Here is a 12,807-nt window from a genome sequence, read left to right as displayed (position 1 = left end):
TCGGCCATGACAGCGGCCGCGGACAGACTGTTCGTGAACGGGGAGGTCCACACGCTCGCGGCGCCCGACGAGACGCACGAGGCGGTCGCGGTCCGGGACGGGGCGATCGTTCGGGTGGGGCGCACCCGCGAGGTCGAGTTTCTCGAAGGGGTCGACACCGACGTCGTCGACCTCGACGGGCGCGTCCTCCTCCCCGGCTTCGTCGACGCGCACACCCACCTGACGACGGTCGGGCGCTACCTCGTGCACGCCGACCTCTCGACCGCCGATTCCCCCGACGAGGCGGTCGATCTGCTGACGGAGCGGGCGGCGGACGTGGGGGCCGAGGAGACGGGCCGTTCGGGGGACGCCGACGGCGACTCAGACGACCCCGTCCTCGGCTACGGCTACGACGAGTCGACGTGGGACGAGGAGCGCTACCTGACGCGCGACGACCTCGACCGCGTCTCGACGGAGCGACCGGTCGCCGCCTTCCGCGAGGACATGCACGTCGCCGCGGTCAACGGGGTCGCGCTCGACCGGTTCGCGGGCGCGCTCGCCGCGGTCCCCGACGAGACGGTCCCGACCGACGCCGACGGCGAGCCCACCGGCGTCCTGCTGGAGAGCGCGATCGACCCGATCTACGAGGCGTTCGAGTCCGGGCCGACCGAGACGAAGGCCATCGTCGAGGCCGCGCTGGCCGACTGCGCCGCGAAGGGGATCACCGGATTCCACGACATGGTGCGGAACTCCCACGCGCCGCGGGCCTACCGCGAGCTCGACGCGGCCGGCGGCTTGACCGCGCGCGTCCGAATCAACTACTGGAGCGACCACCTCGACGCCCTCCGCGAGGTCGGCCTCGGCACGAACGACGGGAGCGGAATGGTCGAGACCGGCGCGATCAAGTCGTACACGGACGGGAGCTTCGGCGGCCGGACCGCCCGGCTCTCGGAGCCGTACGCGGACGCTCCCGAGGAGACCGGCCAGTGGGTCGTCGCCCCCGACGAGCTGGCCGAGACGGTCGCAGAGGCGACCGCGGCGGACTACCAGTTCACGGCCCACGCCATCGGGGACGAGGCGGTCGACGCCGTCCTCGACGCGTACGAGGAGGCGTCCGAGACCGACCCGGGCGAGGCGCGCCACCGGATCGAACACGTCGAGCTCGCGGACGACGACGCGATCGAGCGGCTCGCCGACGCCGGCGTCGTCGCCAGCGTCCAGCCGAACTTCCTCAAGTGGGCCGGCGAGGACGGCCTCTACGAGGCGCGGCTCGGTCCCGAGCGCACGGCCGCGACGAACCGCTACCGCGACATGCTCGACGCGGGCGTGCGCCTCGCGTTCGGCTCCGACGGGATGCCGATGGACCCCCTGCTCGGCGTCCACCACGCGGTCAACGCGCCGGCGGAGACACAGCGGCTGACGGTGACCGAGGCGCTGCGCGCGTACACCCGCGGCGCGGCGTACGCGGGCTTCGACGAGGACCGGCTCGGCACGGTCGCGGTCGGAAAGCGCGCCGACCTGGTCGCGCTCGACCCCTCCCCGTGGGCGGAGCCGGAGTCGATCCGCGACGTCGACGTCGCGCTGACGGTCGTCGACGGCGAGGTCGTCTACGACGGGCGCTGAGTCGCTCTCGGCGCCGCGTCGGCGTGACGGAGCTATCGGTCCGATAACGACGCAAACCCTGCCAGAAAACAATGGTTATTAATCATGTAGTTCTTAGCCGGCGATATGGCAGAGATAGCCATCGAGTACGCCGCCGGCAGCCGCCTCCAGCCGGAGGCGGAGACCGCCCGACGCCTGATCGACTCGTACCTCGGCGACAGACCCGACGTCGACGGGGTCACCCTCTCGCCCTCGACCGACTCCGTGTTCTGCGTCAGCGTCGAGGGCGACCGTATCTGGTGTACGGACCCGCGCGAGTGGATCGACGCGATGGAGGCCGTCACCGCGGCCCGGGGTCGGCTCACGGAGCTGTCGTAGGTAGTCGGTCCCGGAGCCGTCGTAAGCGGCCGGCTCTCGGGAGGATCAGTCGCCGTCGGCCGCGGCGTGGGCCCGCGCGAACTCCCGGAGGAGCTTGCCGGCCAGCGCCGCAGCCTGGCCGTCGTCGCGGTCGTTCACCTCGACGACGTCGAAGCCGTCGGCGCGCGGCGCGACGGCGCGCACGAGGTCGCGGGCCTCGCGCGGGGCGAGCCCGAACGGCTCCATCGTCCCCGTCCCGGGCGCGAATCCGGGGTCGAGCCCGTCGATATCGACCGAGCAGTAGACGGACTCGTTTTTAAACGTGTCCGCGTCGAGGTCGTCGAGCCAGTCGCGCGCCTCCTCGGGCGGCACGACTCGGACGTCGCCCTCGGCCGCGCGCTCCCACTCGGCCTCGGAGCCGGTGCGCGCGCCGACGATCACGGCCCGGTCGGCGCCGAGGTCGTCGAGACACCGACGGGTGACGCAGGCGTGGCTCCACGGGGTCCCGTCGTACGCGTCGCGCAGGTCGAGGTGGGCGTCGCAGACGACCAGGACATCGGGGTCGACCGCCTCGACGCCGGCGTAGGTGACGGTGTGCTCGCCGCCGACGAGGAGGGGGACGGCGTCGTCGAGGGCGACGCTCCGGATCTCGGCGGCGAGGTGGTCGAGGTACCCCTCGACATCGTCCCACGGGCGCACGTCGCCGGCGTCGTGGACGCCGAGCGCGGAGAAGTCGCTGGCCGTTCTGCGGTCGTAGTCGTCGTAAGTATCGGCGAATCGCCGGACCCGGTCCGGTCCGAACCGGGTGCCCGGCTGAAAGGTGGTCGTGGCGTCCAGGGGAGCGCCGACGACCACGTACGAAGCAGCTTCGCGGTCCGTCGTCGCTCCCGGAAACATGGCCCGAACTACCCGACGACCTTGCGCTGGCCCTCGTACTCGAGGTACTCGATGTTGTCGTCCGACGAGAAGTCCTCGCCCTCGGGGATGCGCATCGTGAACGTCTCGTAGGTGTCGAGGTCCATGACTTGCGCGTCGTCCCCGGAGACGGAGACGACCTGTCCCTGCTTCCGCTGGATGATCGGGACCCAGACCTTCGCGTCGACCGGCTGGGAGAGCGATCGCTTCTTCTCGTCGAAGACGCCCTTCCCCTCGACGCGCGCCTTGGCGCTCCCGTGTTTCCCCGGTTTCGCTGTGCTGTAGTGGTTGATCTTGCAGGGCGAACTGTCCATCATCACGTAGCTGCCCTCCTGGAGTTCGCGAACCTGCTTCTGCTCTCGCGGCATGCGCGCTACTTTCTCCGGCGCGTGTATAAACGGTTTGGAACGGCGTTGTGCGGGGCGGACCGGGACGGTTTCGACCGTTCCGACCGGGGACCGGCTACGGGTCCATCTCGTCGACGTACTCCTCCGGCTCGTCCTCGTCGTCCGCGTTCCCGTCCGGCGGGACGAACTTCCCGGTGATGAGGTAGCTCGCGACGAACAGCCCGATGAACCCGATCCCGACCGCCGCGGTCGTCCGCACGACGAACGGGAAGTCGATCCACCAGAGCGCGCGGTCGGCGATCGCCATGACCACGACGGCCGCGAACAGCGCCTTCTGCTCGTCGGTCGGGTCGCGGACGAAGCCGACCGCGTCCTCCTTGAGGTCGCTGAAAAAGCCCATCTCAGGCACCCCGCTCCGCGTCGACAGCGCCCGCGCTCTCGCCGTCGCCCTCGATCACGCGGCTCACCCGCCGGAGGCCCTCCTCCAGCTCCTCGGTCGGCAGCCCGAAGCCGATCCGGAACCGGCCCGGGAATCCGAACAGCCCGCCGGGCGCGAGCACGACGCTCTCCGTCTCGACGACGCTCCGGCAGAACGCCTCGGCGTCGTCGAAGCCGTCGGGGACCGTCACGAACCCGTTGACGCCGACCGGGTCGTACCAGTCGAGGCCGTGGCGGTCGAGCCAGTCGGCGACTATCGCGCGGTTCGTCGCCGCCAGCTCGCGGTTCTCCTCCAGGATGCGCGGCTCGCGTCGACCGAGCGCCTGCTTCGCCACGTGCTGGCCGAACAGGCTCGGCGAGATAGTGGTGTAATCCTTCCACCGCCACGCGCGCTCGACGACCGCCTCGGGGCCGGCGATCCAGCCGAACCGGAGCCCGGCGAGCCCGTACGCCTTCGTGAGGCTCGTGGTCGATATCCCGTGGCTCCCGAAGCTCGCGACCGGCGGGTGCGGGTCGTCGTCGAGCAATCGGTACACCTCGTCGCAGAGCAGGTAGGCGTCGCGGTCGACGGCGACGTCGTAGACCGCCCGCATCGCCGCCTCGTCGTGGTACCGGCCGGTGGGGTTGTTCGGGTTGTTGACGACGATCACGGCGGTGTCGTCGCGGGCCGCGTCGGCGATCGCGGCCGGGTCCAGCTCCCACTCGGGCGCCTCCAGCTCGACGCGAGTGACCTCGCCGAACGCGTCCGGCACGGCGTGGAGCGCCTGGTACGTCGGGGTGACGACGACCGCGTGGGTGCCGGAGCCGACGGGCGGGTCGGCGTCTGGGGCCTCGGCGTCCCCGAGCAGCGAGAGGAACGTCAGGAAGTTCGCCTCCTGGGTCCCGCAGGTGAACAGCACCTCGTCGGCGCTCCGGCCGTACCGGTCGCCGACCGACGCGCGGAACTCGGGGTCGCCGTTCGTCGGGATCACGTAGTCGAGCTTCCCGGGGTCGAGGTCGAACCGGCTCGCGTCGAGCGACCGGATCCCGCTCTCGGCCAGCATGATGTCGGCCTCGTGTTCGTACTCCGCGAACCAGCGTTCGAGGCCGAACGGGTCGATGCGCATGAGCCCACTCGGGCGGGCGCGAGGTTAGGTGCTGCGGTTGCTCGCGTCCGCGCCCGCGACCGGTGGGTCGATCGGGGCCGTCCACCGGCACCGCTTTCCGGCCCCCGCCCCTCCCCCGAAGTGTTCAATGCCCTCGACGGATCCGCCCACCGCGCTCGCGGACGCGCCGCACCTCTCGATTCGACGGCTCGACGACCTCGCCGAGCGCGTGCGTCGCGCGGCGCCCGACGAGAGCGACGCGTCAGGCGAGGGCGACGCGCCGGGCGCCGCCGTCGACGTGTTCGCGCCGGCGACGACCGAGCGCATCGGTTCGGTCCCGGACTGCGACGGCGACGACGTCGCCGCCGCGGTCGAGCGCGCGCGGGCGGCACAGGCCGAGTGGGCCGAGACCCCCGCGACCGAGCGCGCCGCCGTGATCGACCGGTTCGGCGACCTCGTCGCGGCGCACCGCGAGGAGCTCCTCGACCTCCACCAGCTGGAGACCGGGAAGTCGCGCCGGACGGCGGTCGAGGAGCTGTTCGACGTGCCGGCCGGCTGCACGTACCTCGCGGACGAGGCGCCCGGCGCGCTCGCCGACGAGCGCCGGCGCGGCGTCCTCCCGGGGCTCTCGACCGCGACGGTCACCTACGAGCCGGTCGGCGTCGTCGGCGTCATCTCGCCGTGGAACTACCCGCTGACGCTGTCGATGGCGGACGCGCTCCCGGCGCTCGCCGCGGGCAACGCGGTCGTCTGCAAGCCAGACGAGAAGACCCCGTACGGGGCGCTCGCGCTCTCCGAACTGCTGGAGGTCGCCGGGCTTCCCGACGACCTCTTCCAGGTCGTCACGGGCGATGGGGCGACCGTCGGTTCCGCGCTGATCGACGCCGTCGACTATGTGGCGTTCACCGGGAGCACGGAGACCGGCCGGACCGTCGCCGAACGGGCGGGTCGGAACCTCATCGGCTGCTCGCTGGAGCTCGGCGGCAACAACCCCCTCGTCGTCCTCGGCGACGCCGACGTCGACGAGGCGGCCCGCGGCGCGGTCGACGCCTGCTTCTCGAACGCCGGCCAGCTCTGCCTCTCGGCCGAGCGGATCTACGTCGAGGAGCCGGCCTACGAGCCGTTCCTCGACGCCTTCGTCCGAGAGACGGAGGCGCTCACGCTCGGCACCGGCTACGACTACGACGCCGACCTCGGCTCGCTGATCGACGCCGACCAGCTGGAGCGCGTCCGGAGCCACGTCGACGAGGCACGGGAGGCGGGCGCGACCGTCGAAACGGGCGGGAGCCACCGCCCGGACGTGGCGCCGTACTGCTACGAGCCGACCGTCCTGACCGGCGTCGAGCCCGACGCGACGGTCGCCTGCGAGGAGACGTTCGGACCGGTGGCCGTCGTGACGCCGGTCCCGGACGCCGACGCCGCGGTCGCCGCCGCCAACGACTCGCCGTACGGGCTCAACGCGAGCGTGTGGACCGCCGACCGCGAGCGGGGCGCCCGGATCGCCCGCGAGATCGACTGCGGCACGGTCAACGTCAACGACGGCTTCCTCGCGACCTGGGGCGCGGTCGACGCCCCGATGGGAGGGTTCGGCGACTCGGGGCTCGGCCGCCGCCACGGTCCGGAGGGGATCCGGCGATACGCGGAGTCGCGGACGGTGGGAGTGTCTCGCGTCGGGCCGCTCGGCTTCCCGGACCGGATCCCGACCGACTGGTTCGTCCGCGGCGCGTTCGCGGCGATCACGTTCGGTCGGAGAGCGAGCCGTGGGGTGCGGCGGCTCAAGGAGCGGATCGGGCTGCGGTAGGCCGGACGCCCGACGGTCGGCCCCGCACCGGCGACCTCCGGATTCAAGTCCGTCGCTCGCCACGTGAGACCATGGCAGGACCGGATCCCGCCGAACTGCGGCGGGTCGTCGACGCGTTCCCCGCGGCCGACGGCGACGGGGCGAACCGCTCGGACGCCGACGGCGACCGCGTCGACGACCTCCTCGACGGGACGTACGGCAGGCTGACGCGCGAGTGGTACCCGGAGCTCGGGGAGTTGACGGAGTCGTACGCCGCCGGCGACGTCCTCCGCGAGGACGTGCTCGAACACGTCGAGGCGGTGCCGTCGTTCCGGCTCTCGGACGGCGCCGCACCCCTCCCGGAGAAGCGTCGGGCACTCGCGGCGGCCGACGAGGCCGCCAACGAGGTGGCGGAGATCGCGGGCTGGTACGCGACGGTGCGCTCGATCCTCGACGACGACCCGGACGACCTGACGCGGTTCGAGCGGCTGCTTCACGACTTCGGCTACGTACTCGCGCACGGGCTCTTCCTCGGCGCGTCGTCACCGAAGCGGATCGTTCGACGGCTCAGGCTCGCGTACCGGTCGGTGGGCGTCGACATCGACGAGACCGGGAGCGAGGCCGGCGCGGAGCGGACGGAGTTCACCTGTCCCTACCGCGGCGTGGGGGCGGGTCTCTACGGCGAGAAGTGGGTGTGCCACGAGAAGCTCGACCGCGTCGACGACGGCTACGTGACCTACCTCGCGGAGCGCGGGATCGACTACCAGCGGCCGCGGGACTGCGACGGGAGCGAGCGGTGTTACTCCACCGTCGCGCGCGACGGCCCGGAGTTGTGGTGGCCGAAGACGCCCCCCGCCGCGGTGCGCGCCCGATCGTGACCCGAGACCGGCGGCGACCGCGATCGCGGTCGGCGGCGCGGACGGGCGCGACGGGCTCGGATCACGAACCCGCCGAGACGGCCGATGACGAGCCAGTAACACACCGGATCCAGCGCGGCTACGCCGCGTGGGCGCGGGTCTACGACTGGTTCGCGCGGGCGACCGCCTCGGTCGGGGGCGTGCGGGCGGCCTGCGTGGACGCGCTCGATCTCGACCCGGGCGACACGGTCGTCGAGTTCGGCTGCGGGCCCGGGGTCAACGTCCCGGCGCTCCGGGAGGCCGTAGGCCCGAACGGACGCGTCGTCGGTGTCGATATCACCGGCGCGATGCTCGGCCGGGCGCGAGGGCTGGCCGAGCGCCGCGGGTGGGAGAACGTCGAATTCGTGCGGGGAGATGCCACGGACCCGCCGATCCGGTCGGCCGACGCGGTGCTCGCGACGTTCGTCACGTCGCTGTTCCCGGACCCGTACGCGGTGGTGAGCGATTGGTGCGACCTGGCCGAGGCGGTCGTCGTCGCGGCGTTCGCACCGCGCGGGAGCCGCCCCGCGAACGCCGCCCTCGCCGGGTTCGCCCGACTGAACGGGCGGCTGTTCGACTTGGGGTCGGACGACCCGCTCGGTAGGCTCGACGCGCGGACGGCGGCCGCGCACCGAGCGCTCGCGGACCGGATGGAGACCGCGACCGAAGAGCGATACCTGTTCGGGACGATCACAACCTGCGCCGGACACCGATCCGCGGACGGCCGCCGCGAGTGACTGACGCGCGGCGACCGAGAGGCGTGAGTCGCGGGGCGGAACGCAACGTTTAGCGCGCCCCCGGACGCAGTGGCGGGCATGAGCTTCTTCGAGACGCTTGCGGCCCGGATCGAGTCGACGGACAGCGTCGTCTCCGTCGGGCTCGACCCGGATCCGAGCCGGCTCCCCGAGTTCGTCGGCGACGCCGACCTGCCTCGGTGGGCGTTCAACCGCCGGGTCATCGACGCGACTCACGAGCACGCCGCCTGCTACAAGCCGAACGCCGCGTTCTACGAGGACGCCGACGGCTGGCGCGCGCTCCGGGAGACGATCGCCTACGCTCACGGGAAGGACATCCCGGTCCTCTTGGACGCCAAGCGCGCCGACATCGGCAACACCACCCGGCGGTACGCCGCGGCGCTCGACGACGCCGACGCGATCACGGTGAACCCGTACCTCGGCCGCGATTCCCTGCAGCCGTTCCTCGACCGCGCGGAGAAGGGCGTCTTCGTCCTCTGTCGCACCTCGAACCCCGGCGGCAGCGACCTCCAGGACCTCGAACTCGCCTCCGGCGAGCCCCTCTACGAGCGCGTCGCGGCGCTCGCGGACGTGTGGAACGGGAACGACAACGTCGGGCTCGTCGTCGGCGCGACCGCGCCCGAGGAGCTGGCCGAGGTCCGCGAGGTCGTCCCCGAGATCCCCTTCCTCGTCCCCGGCGTGGGCGCGCAGGGCGGCGACGCGGAGGCCGCGGTCGAGCACGGGCTCGCCGCTCGCCCGAACGCCGCGGTCGACGTGGGGGTCGTCAACTCCTCGCGCGGGGTCATCTTCGCCGGCGAGGAGTCGAGCCGGCCGGGCGACGAGGCGACGTACTTCGGCGCCGCCGGCGACGCGGCGAAGCGACTGAAAAAGCGGCTGAACCGACACCGGTAGGCGGCCCGCCGAGGCCGGCGGGGCTTCGGGGCCCTACCGCTGGCGGCCGCCCAGACACGCCGCGCAGGCCCCCGCAGGCCCGTTCCAGTGGTCGTCGCAGACAGCGCGCCCGCACCGCGGGCAGCCGTGGCGGGCCTGCGCCGCCTCGCACACCTGACAGAGTCCGGCGACGCTCATGTCTCCCGCTCGGGTCGCGTTCCTTATCAGGGTCCGGGTCGAGCCGACCGTATGCGCCAGTTCGTCGTCGTCGGCCACGAGGCGCCGACCGACCCGGACGCGATCTCGCTGTCGGACCTGCCCGGCGCGGGGCGGCTCGATCTGCTCTGTCGGTGCGTCGCGACCGGCGTCTTCCTCTCGCACGGGATCCGCGAGGCCGTGCGCGTTCACCTCGTCGTCGCCGACGCGCTCACGGTCAGCTTCGATTCGGACAGCCTCCGGCACCTCCACCCGGACGAGCGCAACGTCGCCGCCCGGATCCGCGACGCGCTCGCCGCGAAGCCCGACGCGATCGGCCACATGCCCGCCGACGCGTCGCCGGGCGTCGAGCTCCGACGGATGGGGCTGGAGGCGACGCTCGACCGACTGCTCGACGCGGGCGGCGCCGGCGGTACGTCCGCCGACCCGACGCTCGTCCAGCTCCACGAGGACGGCGACCCCCTCGTCGACGCCGCACCGCCCGAGGACCCCGTGTTCGTGCTCTCGGACCACCGCGATTTCACCGACGATGAGGAGAGCGCTCTCGCCGAGCGCGCGGACCGCCGCGTGCGCGTCGGTCCCGAACTGCTCCACGCCGACCACACCGTTTCGGTCGTCCACAACTGGCTCGACACCGATGGGTACGACGCCTACTGACCGCCGGACCACGACCGCGCCCGCGACGGACGACCGGTTCGCGGTCCCCCTGCGCGGCGTCGCCGGCGACCCTGAGACGCGCTGCGCCCACTGGGACGACCCCGTCGACGTGGTCGCGCTCCGGTTCGGCTGTTGTGAGACGTACTACCCCTGCGACGCCTGTCACGACGCGACCGCCGACCACGAGGCCGAGCCGTGGCCGCGCGACCGCTTCGACGAGCCGGCGGTGCTCTGTGGCGCCTGCGGGGCGACGCTGACCGCCGGCGAGTACCTCGACGGCGACGAAGAGGGGCAACGCGCCCCTGAAAGCGAGGAACACGGTTCCTCGGGTGACGACGCCTGTCCGTGCTGTGGCGCCGATTTCAACCCCGGGTGCCGGAAGCATCGCGATCGGTACTTCGAGACATCGGCATCGGGCGAGAAAGGCGAGAGCGACGGTTCATAACTGACTGCGCGGTGCGGTGGCGCGCGCCTCCGAGTGGCCGGTAGGCCACGAGGAGCGCCGCGCGAGGGAGTCGCTGGCGGCTGCTGCCGCCAGCGACGAGGCTGGGGAGGCGTGAGGTGTCGTGCGGGGCGGTGCGGGGGCGGGACTCAAAGGGGCAGCCGCGAGGGCGGCGTAGACGACGTAAGCACCGCAGGGAGCGAACGAAGTGAGCGACCGAGGAGCAAAACGAGTGTACGCCGCCCTCGCGGCTGGGGCTTTGCCGACCTTTTCGGTACCACCGCCGAAAACGATACATAGCCGAGCTGCTGGGGCTTCGAAAGCGCTCGCCGTCTCCAGCGGTTCGCGGGCGATCTAGCCGGCCGTTACCCGGCCGAGGCCCTTCGATCGCCCCCCGTTTCGGAAAGGTTAAAAGAGCGAACGGCCTTCTGTCAGTTGCGGGCCGGTGGGGTAGCTTGGTATCCTTCGGCCTTCGGGTGGCCGTAACCACGATTCAAATTCGTGCCGGCCCACTTCTCCCGCATCCGTTCTCGCTCCGAGTAGCGATATCTGATCGCAGACCCGCGGTTCGCCCTGACACCGATCGAACGACGGACGGCCAGAGAATTGACCCGACCGTTCTTGTACCGATACGTATGAGACAGTGACTCACATTTTCGGTTCGGATCCCTATTTTAACAAGCTTCAAGTCCGCCGCTGGCCGGGTGTAACACGAATGAAGGTCTTCGCCTCCGCGTCGGACAGACGACGGGGGATTCTCGCCGCCGTCGCCGTCGCGGTCGGCTTCGTCGCCCTCTACCTCTTCGTCCGCGAATACGCCGCGTTCCTGGTGAACGCCGAGGCGCTCCGCCTCTGGCTCCGGCAGTTCGGCGTGCTCGCCCCGCTCGTGTTCATCGCCATCCAGGCGCTCCAGGTGATCGTCGCGCCGATCCCGGGACAGGTCGTCGCCCTCGTCGCGGGGTTCCTCTTCGGGCCGCTCTGGGGCACCGTCTACAGCGTCACGGGCGTGCTCATCGGGAGCGCGATCGCGTTCTCGCTGTCGAAGCGCTACGGTCGGTCGTTCGTCGAGGACGTGCTCCACGAGGACGTCGTCGAGCGGTTCGACGGCTTCGTCGACGCGGTCGGGCTTCCGGGGCTGTTCGCGTTCGTGATCATCCCCGGGCTTCCGGACGACGCCATCTGCTTCCTGAGCGGCCTCACGAAGTGGACGCTCCCCGCGTTCATGGGCGTCATCGCCGTCGGCCGGCTCCCCGCGTACGTGCTCACAGTGTACGCCGGCGGCGAGCTCGCGAGCGGGCGCTTCCTCTCCGGGATCGCGCTCATCCTCGTCGTCGTGCTCGCGTCGGTGATCGGCTACTACAAGCAGGAGGCGATCCGCGACGTCATCGCGCGCGTCGAGCCGCGGCTCCCGTTCTGAGGTCCGGCGGCGGGACGGTCCTCACCCCCACGTCCACTGCGAGTCGAGGGCGAACCGGTAGAGCCCGCTGACGAAGATCGCGACGACGTTCGCGACGAGGTACATGATCTCGCCCCACTCCACGAGCGCGTAGAGGACGCCGAGCTGAATCGGGATCGCGGTTCCCCGGACGAGGTTCGTCTTGAGCATGCCGCGGAGGTACTGGCCGGTGCCCGTGTGCTGAGTCGCCTCGAACGTCCAGGCGTTGTTGAACACGTACGACAGGAGGATCGTGATCTCGATGGCGACCGTCGCGCCGATCAGGTAGTTGATCTCGGCGGCGTCGACGAACGCCCACAGCAGGATCTGCTGTACCCCCGCGGTGAATGCGCCCACGATGACGAACCGACGCATCTGAACGGCGACCGGTCCGCTGACGAGGTTGCGGAGGATCGCCCGGACCATCACCGATAGCCGAGCGCTTCGAGCCGGGCTTCGAGGTCCTCGTCGACCTCGTCGTCCCCGGCGGCGTCGGCCTCCCGATCGCGGAGCTCGGCGACGTGGTCGGCGGCGACGGGCGCGAACCGCTCGACGACTGCCAGCTCCTCGTCGGTCGGGTCCGCGGAGCGGTCCTCCTGCTGGGTGGGGTCCGAGGGGCGGTGGTACAGCTCCGTCTCGCCCGTGTCGGCGTTCTCGATGTAGGTCCACTCCGCGTCGCGGACGCTCATGAGGAGGTCGCCGTCGGCCATCGACCGCGGGATCGGCTGCTCGGTCACCTCCTCGCCGCGGACGGTGACGGAGACGACGGGGTCCTGGTCGGGGTCGGCCTCGCCCCGGACCGCGGGCGCGACCGACTCCCCGCGCCACTCCGACGGCGACTCGACGCCGAGCAGGTCGGCCACGGTCGGCGGAATCGCGTCGAGCCCGACGTGTTCGGACACGCGCCCGCCGTCCTCGCCGGGGACGTTCACGATGAGCGGGACGCGGATCAGCTCGTCGTACAGCTTCGGGTAGTGCGCGAGGTGGCCGTGCTCCTGGAACTCCTCGCCGTGGTCGCCCGCGACGACGATCG

Annotated in this window: 16 protein-coding genes and 1 tRNA gene; 10 read left to right on the top strand and 7 right to left on the bottom strand. The window is 71.6% G+C overall.

Going from position 1 to position 12,807, the window contains the following annotated elements; translation table 11 throughout:
• The first annotated feature begins 6 nt into the window (after positions 1-6).
• On the top strand, positions 7-1,602 hold the full coding sequence (locus SD626R_RS06915; protein ID WP_092565070.1) for an amidohydrolase: 1,596 nt from the start codon (positions 7-9) through the stop codon (positions 1,600-1,602).
• A 105-nt stretch (positions 1,603-1,707) separates the two neighbouring features.
• Positions 1,708-1,959 carry a SelT/SelW/SelH family protein gene (locus SD626R_RS06910; protein ID WP_092565068.1) on the top strand — a complete coding sequence of 84 codons (252 nt, stop codon included), beginning with the start codon at positions 1,708-1,710 and terminating at the stop codon, positions 1,957-1,959.
• A 45-nt stretch (positions 1,960-2,004) separates the two neighbouring features.
• Here SD626R_RS06910 and speB read toward each other — a convergent pair whose 3' ends face one another.
• The 4 genes from speB to SD626R_RS06890 all read right to left on the bottom strand — a co-directional run bounded on the left by speB (position 2,005) and on the right by SD626R_RS06890 (position 4,744).
• A complete protein-coding gene (gene speB, locus SD626R_RS06905; RefSeq protein ID WP_092565066.1) occupies positions 2,005-2,835 on the bottom strand; it encodes an agmatinase in 831 nt (276 codons plus the stop codon).
• 8 nt (positions 2,836-2,843) lie between these two features.
• Positions 2,844-3,221, bottom strand: coding sequence for a translation initiation factor IF-5A (locus SD626R_RS06900; protein WP_092565064.1), 378 nt, complete (start codon positions 3,219-3,221; stop codon positions 2,844-2,846).
• A 94-nt stretch (positions 3,222-3,315) separates the two neighbouring features.
• Complete coding sequence (locus SD626R_RS06895) at positions 3,316-3,600, bottom strand: hypothetical protein (RefSeq protein WP_092565062.1); 285 nt, start codon at positions 3,598-3,600, stop codon at positions 3,316-3,318.
• Between the two features lies 1 nt (position 3,601).
• Positions 3,602-4,744 (bottom strand): aminotransferase class I/II-fold pyridoxal phosphate-dependent enzyme, encoded by a 1,143-nt coding sequence (locus SD626R_RS06890; RefSeq protein WP_092565060.1) that lies wholly within the window; start codon positions 4,742-4,744, stop codon positions 3,602-3,604.
• 127 nt (positions 4,745-4,871) lie between these two features.
• Here SD626R_RS06890 and SD626R_RS06885 point away from each other — a divergent pair, with 127 nt between their 5' ends.
• The 4 genes from SD626R_RS06885 (at position 4,872) to pyrF (ending at position 9,045) form a co-directional block, all read left to right on the top strand.
• Positions 4,872-6,524 (top strand): succinic semialdehyde dehydrogenase, encoded by a 1,653-nt coding sequence (locus SD626R_RS06885; RefSeq protein WP_092565058.1) that lies wholly within the window; start codon positions 4,872-4,874, stop codon positions 6,522-6,524.
• A 71-nt stretch (positions 6,525-6,595) separates the two neighbouring features.
• Positions 6,596-7,381 (top strand): hypothetical protein, encoded by a 786-nt coding sequence (locus SD626R_RS06880; protein ID WP_092565056.1) that lies wholly within the window; start codon positions 6,596-6,598, stop codon positions 7,379-7,381.
• Positions 7,339-8,136 (top strand): class I SAM-dependent methyltransferase, encoded by a 798-nt coding sequence (locus SD626R_RS06875; protein WP_176697291.1) that lies wholly within the window; start codon positions 7,339-7,341, stop codon positions 8,134-8,136. The genes SD626R_RS06880 and SD626R_RS06875 overlap by 43 nt, the downstream gene beginning before the upstream one ends.
• A 78-nt stretch (positions 8,137-8,214) precedes the next feature.
• A complete protein-coding gene (gene pyrF / locus SD626R_RS06870; protein WP_092565054.1) occupies positions 8,215-9,045 on the top strand; it encodes an orotidine-5'-phosphate decarboxylase in 831 nt (276 codons plus the stop codon).
• Positions 9,046-9,078: 33 nt separating this feature from the next.
• Here the strand turns inward: pyrF and SD626R_RS16765 are convergent, their stop codons facing one another.
• A complete protein-coding gene (locus SD626R_RS16765; protein ID WP_176697290.1) occupies positions 9,079-9,222 on the bottom strand; it encodes a hypothetical protein in 144 nt (47 codons plus the stop codon).
• A gap of 51 nt (positions 9,223-9,273) precedes the next feature.
• Between SD626R_RS16765 and trmY the strand changes: the two genes are divergently transcribed.
• From trmY to SD626R_RS06850, 4 genes are all read left to right on the top strand, one after another.
• Positions 9,274-9,897 carry a tRNA (pseudouridine(54)-N(1))-methyltransferase TrmY gene (gene trmY / locus SD626R_RS06865; protein ID WP_092565052.1) on the top strand — a complete coding sequence of 208 codons (624 nt, stop codon included), beginning with the start codon at positions 9,274-9,276 and terminating at the stop codon, positions 9,895-9,897.
• Positions 9,878-10,342 carry a CHY zinc finger protein gene (locus SD626R_RS06860; RefSeq protein ID WP_092565050.1) on the top strand — a complete coding sequence of 155 codons (465 nt, stop codon included), beginning with the start codon at positions 9,878-9,880 and terminating at the stop codon, positions 10,340-10,342. Before trmY ends, SD626R_RS06860 begins: the two co-directional genes overlap by 20 nt.
• 436 nt (positions 10,343-10,778) lie before the next feature.
• Positions 10,779-10,851: transfer RNA gene (locus tag SD626R_RS06855), tRNA-Pro, on the top strand.
• 203 nt (positions 10,852-11,054) lie between these two features.
• Complete coding sequence (locus SD626R_RS06850; protein ID WP_092565048.1) at positions 11,055-11,756, top strand: TVP38/TMEM64 family protein; 702 nt, start codon at positions 11,055-11,057, stop codon at positions 11,754-11,756.
• A 21-nt stretch (positions 11,757-11,777) separates the two neighbouring features.
• Here the strand turns inward: SD626R_RS06850 and SD626R_RS06845 are convergent, their stop codons facing one another.
• A complete protein-coding gene (locus SD626R_RS06845) occupies positions 11,778-12,200 on the bottom strand; it encodes a GtrA family protein (RefSeq protein WP_092565047.1) in 423 nt (140 codons plus the stop codon).
• Positions 12,200-12,807: sulfatase-like hydrolase/transferase (locus SD626R_RS06840; RefSeq protein WP_176697289.1), on the bottom strand; the 608-nt coding region annotated here is incomplete at its 5' end. The genes SD626R_RS06845 and SD626R_RS06840, both read right to left, overlap by 1 nt.

The sequence above is a fragment of the Halorubrum sp. SD626R genome (assembly GCF_001261915.1).
In the GTDB taxonomy this organism is placed as follows: domain Archaea; phylum Halobacteriota; class Halobacteria; order Halobacteriales; family Haloferacaceae; genus Halorubrum.
This window is presented reverse-complemented; position numbering and strand designations above follow the sequence as displayed.

What these genes read in the sequence shown, in the direction of transcription:
- SD626R_RS06860 (WP_092565050.1), top strand. Translation starts at nt 9,878, where the DNA reads ATGGGTACGACGCCTACTGACCGCCGGACCACGACCGCGCCCGCGACG.
- SD626R_RS06885 (WP_092565058.1), top strand. Translation starts at nt 4,872, where the DNA reads ATGCCCTCGACGGATCCGCCCACCGCGCTCGCGGACGCGCCGCACCTC.
- SD626R_RS06845 (WP_092565047.1), bottom strand. Translation starts at nt 12,200, where the DNA reads ATGGTCCGGGCGATCCTCCGCAACCTCGTCAGCGGACCGGTCGCCGTT.
- SD626R_RS06850 (WP_092565048.1), top strand. Translation starts at nt 11,055, where the DNA reads ATGAAGGTCTTCGCCTCCGCGTCGGACAGACGACGGGGGATTCTCGCC.
- SD626R_RS16765 (WP_176697290.1), bottom strand. Translation starts at nt 9,222, where the DNA reads ATGAGCGTCGCCGGACTCTGTCAGGTGTGCGAGGCGGCGCAGGCCCGC.
- trmY (WP_092565052.1), top strand. Translation starts at nt 9,274, where the DNA reads ATGCGCCAGTTCGTCGTCGTCGGCCACGAGGCGCCGACCGACCCGGAC.
- SD626R_RS06900 (WP_092565064.1), bottom strand. Translation starts at nt 3,221, where the DNA reads ATGCCGCGAGAGCAGAAGCAGGTTCGCGAACTCCAGGAGGGCAGCTAC.
- SD626R_RS06895 (WP_092565062.1), bottom strand. Translation starts at nt 3,600, where the DNA reads ATGGGCTTTTTCAGCGACCTCAAGGAGGACGCGGTCGGCTTCGTCCGC.
- SD626R_RS06880 (WP_092565056.1), top strand. Translation starts at nt 6,596, where the DNA reads ATGGCAGGACCGGATCCCGCCGAACTGCGGCGGGTCGTCGACGCGTTC.
- SD626R_RS06910 (WP_092565068.1), top strand. Translation starts at nt 1,708, where the DNA reads ATGGCAGAGATAGCCATCGAGTACGCCGCCGGCAGCCGCCTCCAGCCG.
- pyrF (WP_092565054.1), top strand. Translation starts at nt 8,215, where the DNA reads ATGAGCTTCTTCGAGACGCTTGCGGCCCGGATCGAGTCGACGGACAGC.
- speB (WP_092565066.1), bottom strand. Translation starts at nt 2,835, where the DNA reads ATGTTTCCGGGAGCGACGACGGACCGCGAAGCTGCTTCGTACGTGGTC.
- SD626R_RS06915 (WP_092565070.1), top strand. Translation starts at nt 7, where the DNA reads ATGACAGCGGCCGCGGACAGACTGTTCGTGAACGGGGAGGTCCACACG.
- SD626R_RS06890 (WP_092565060.1), bottom strand. Translation starts at nt 4,744, where the DNA reads ATGCGCATCGACCCGTTCGGCCTCGAACGCTGGTTCGCGGAGTACGAA.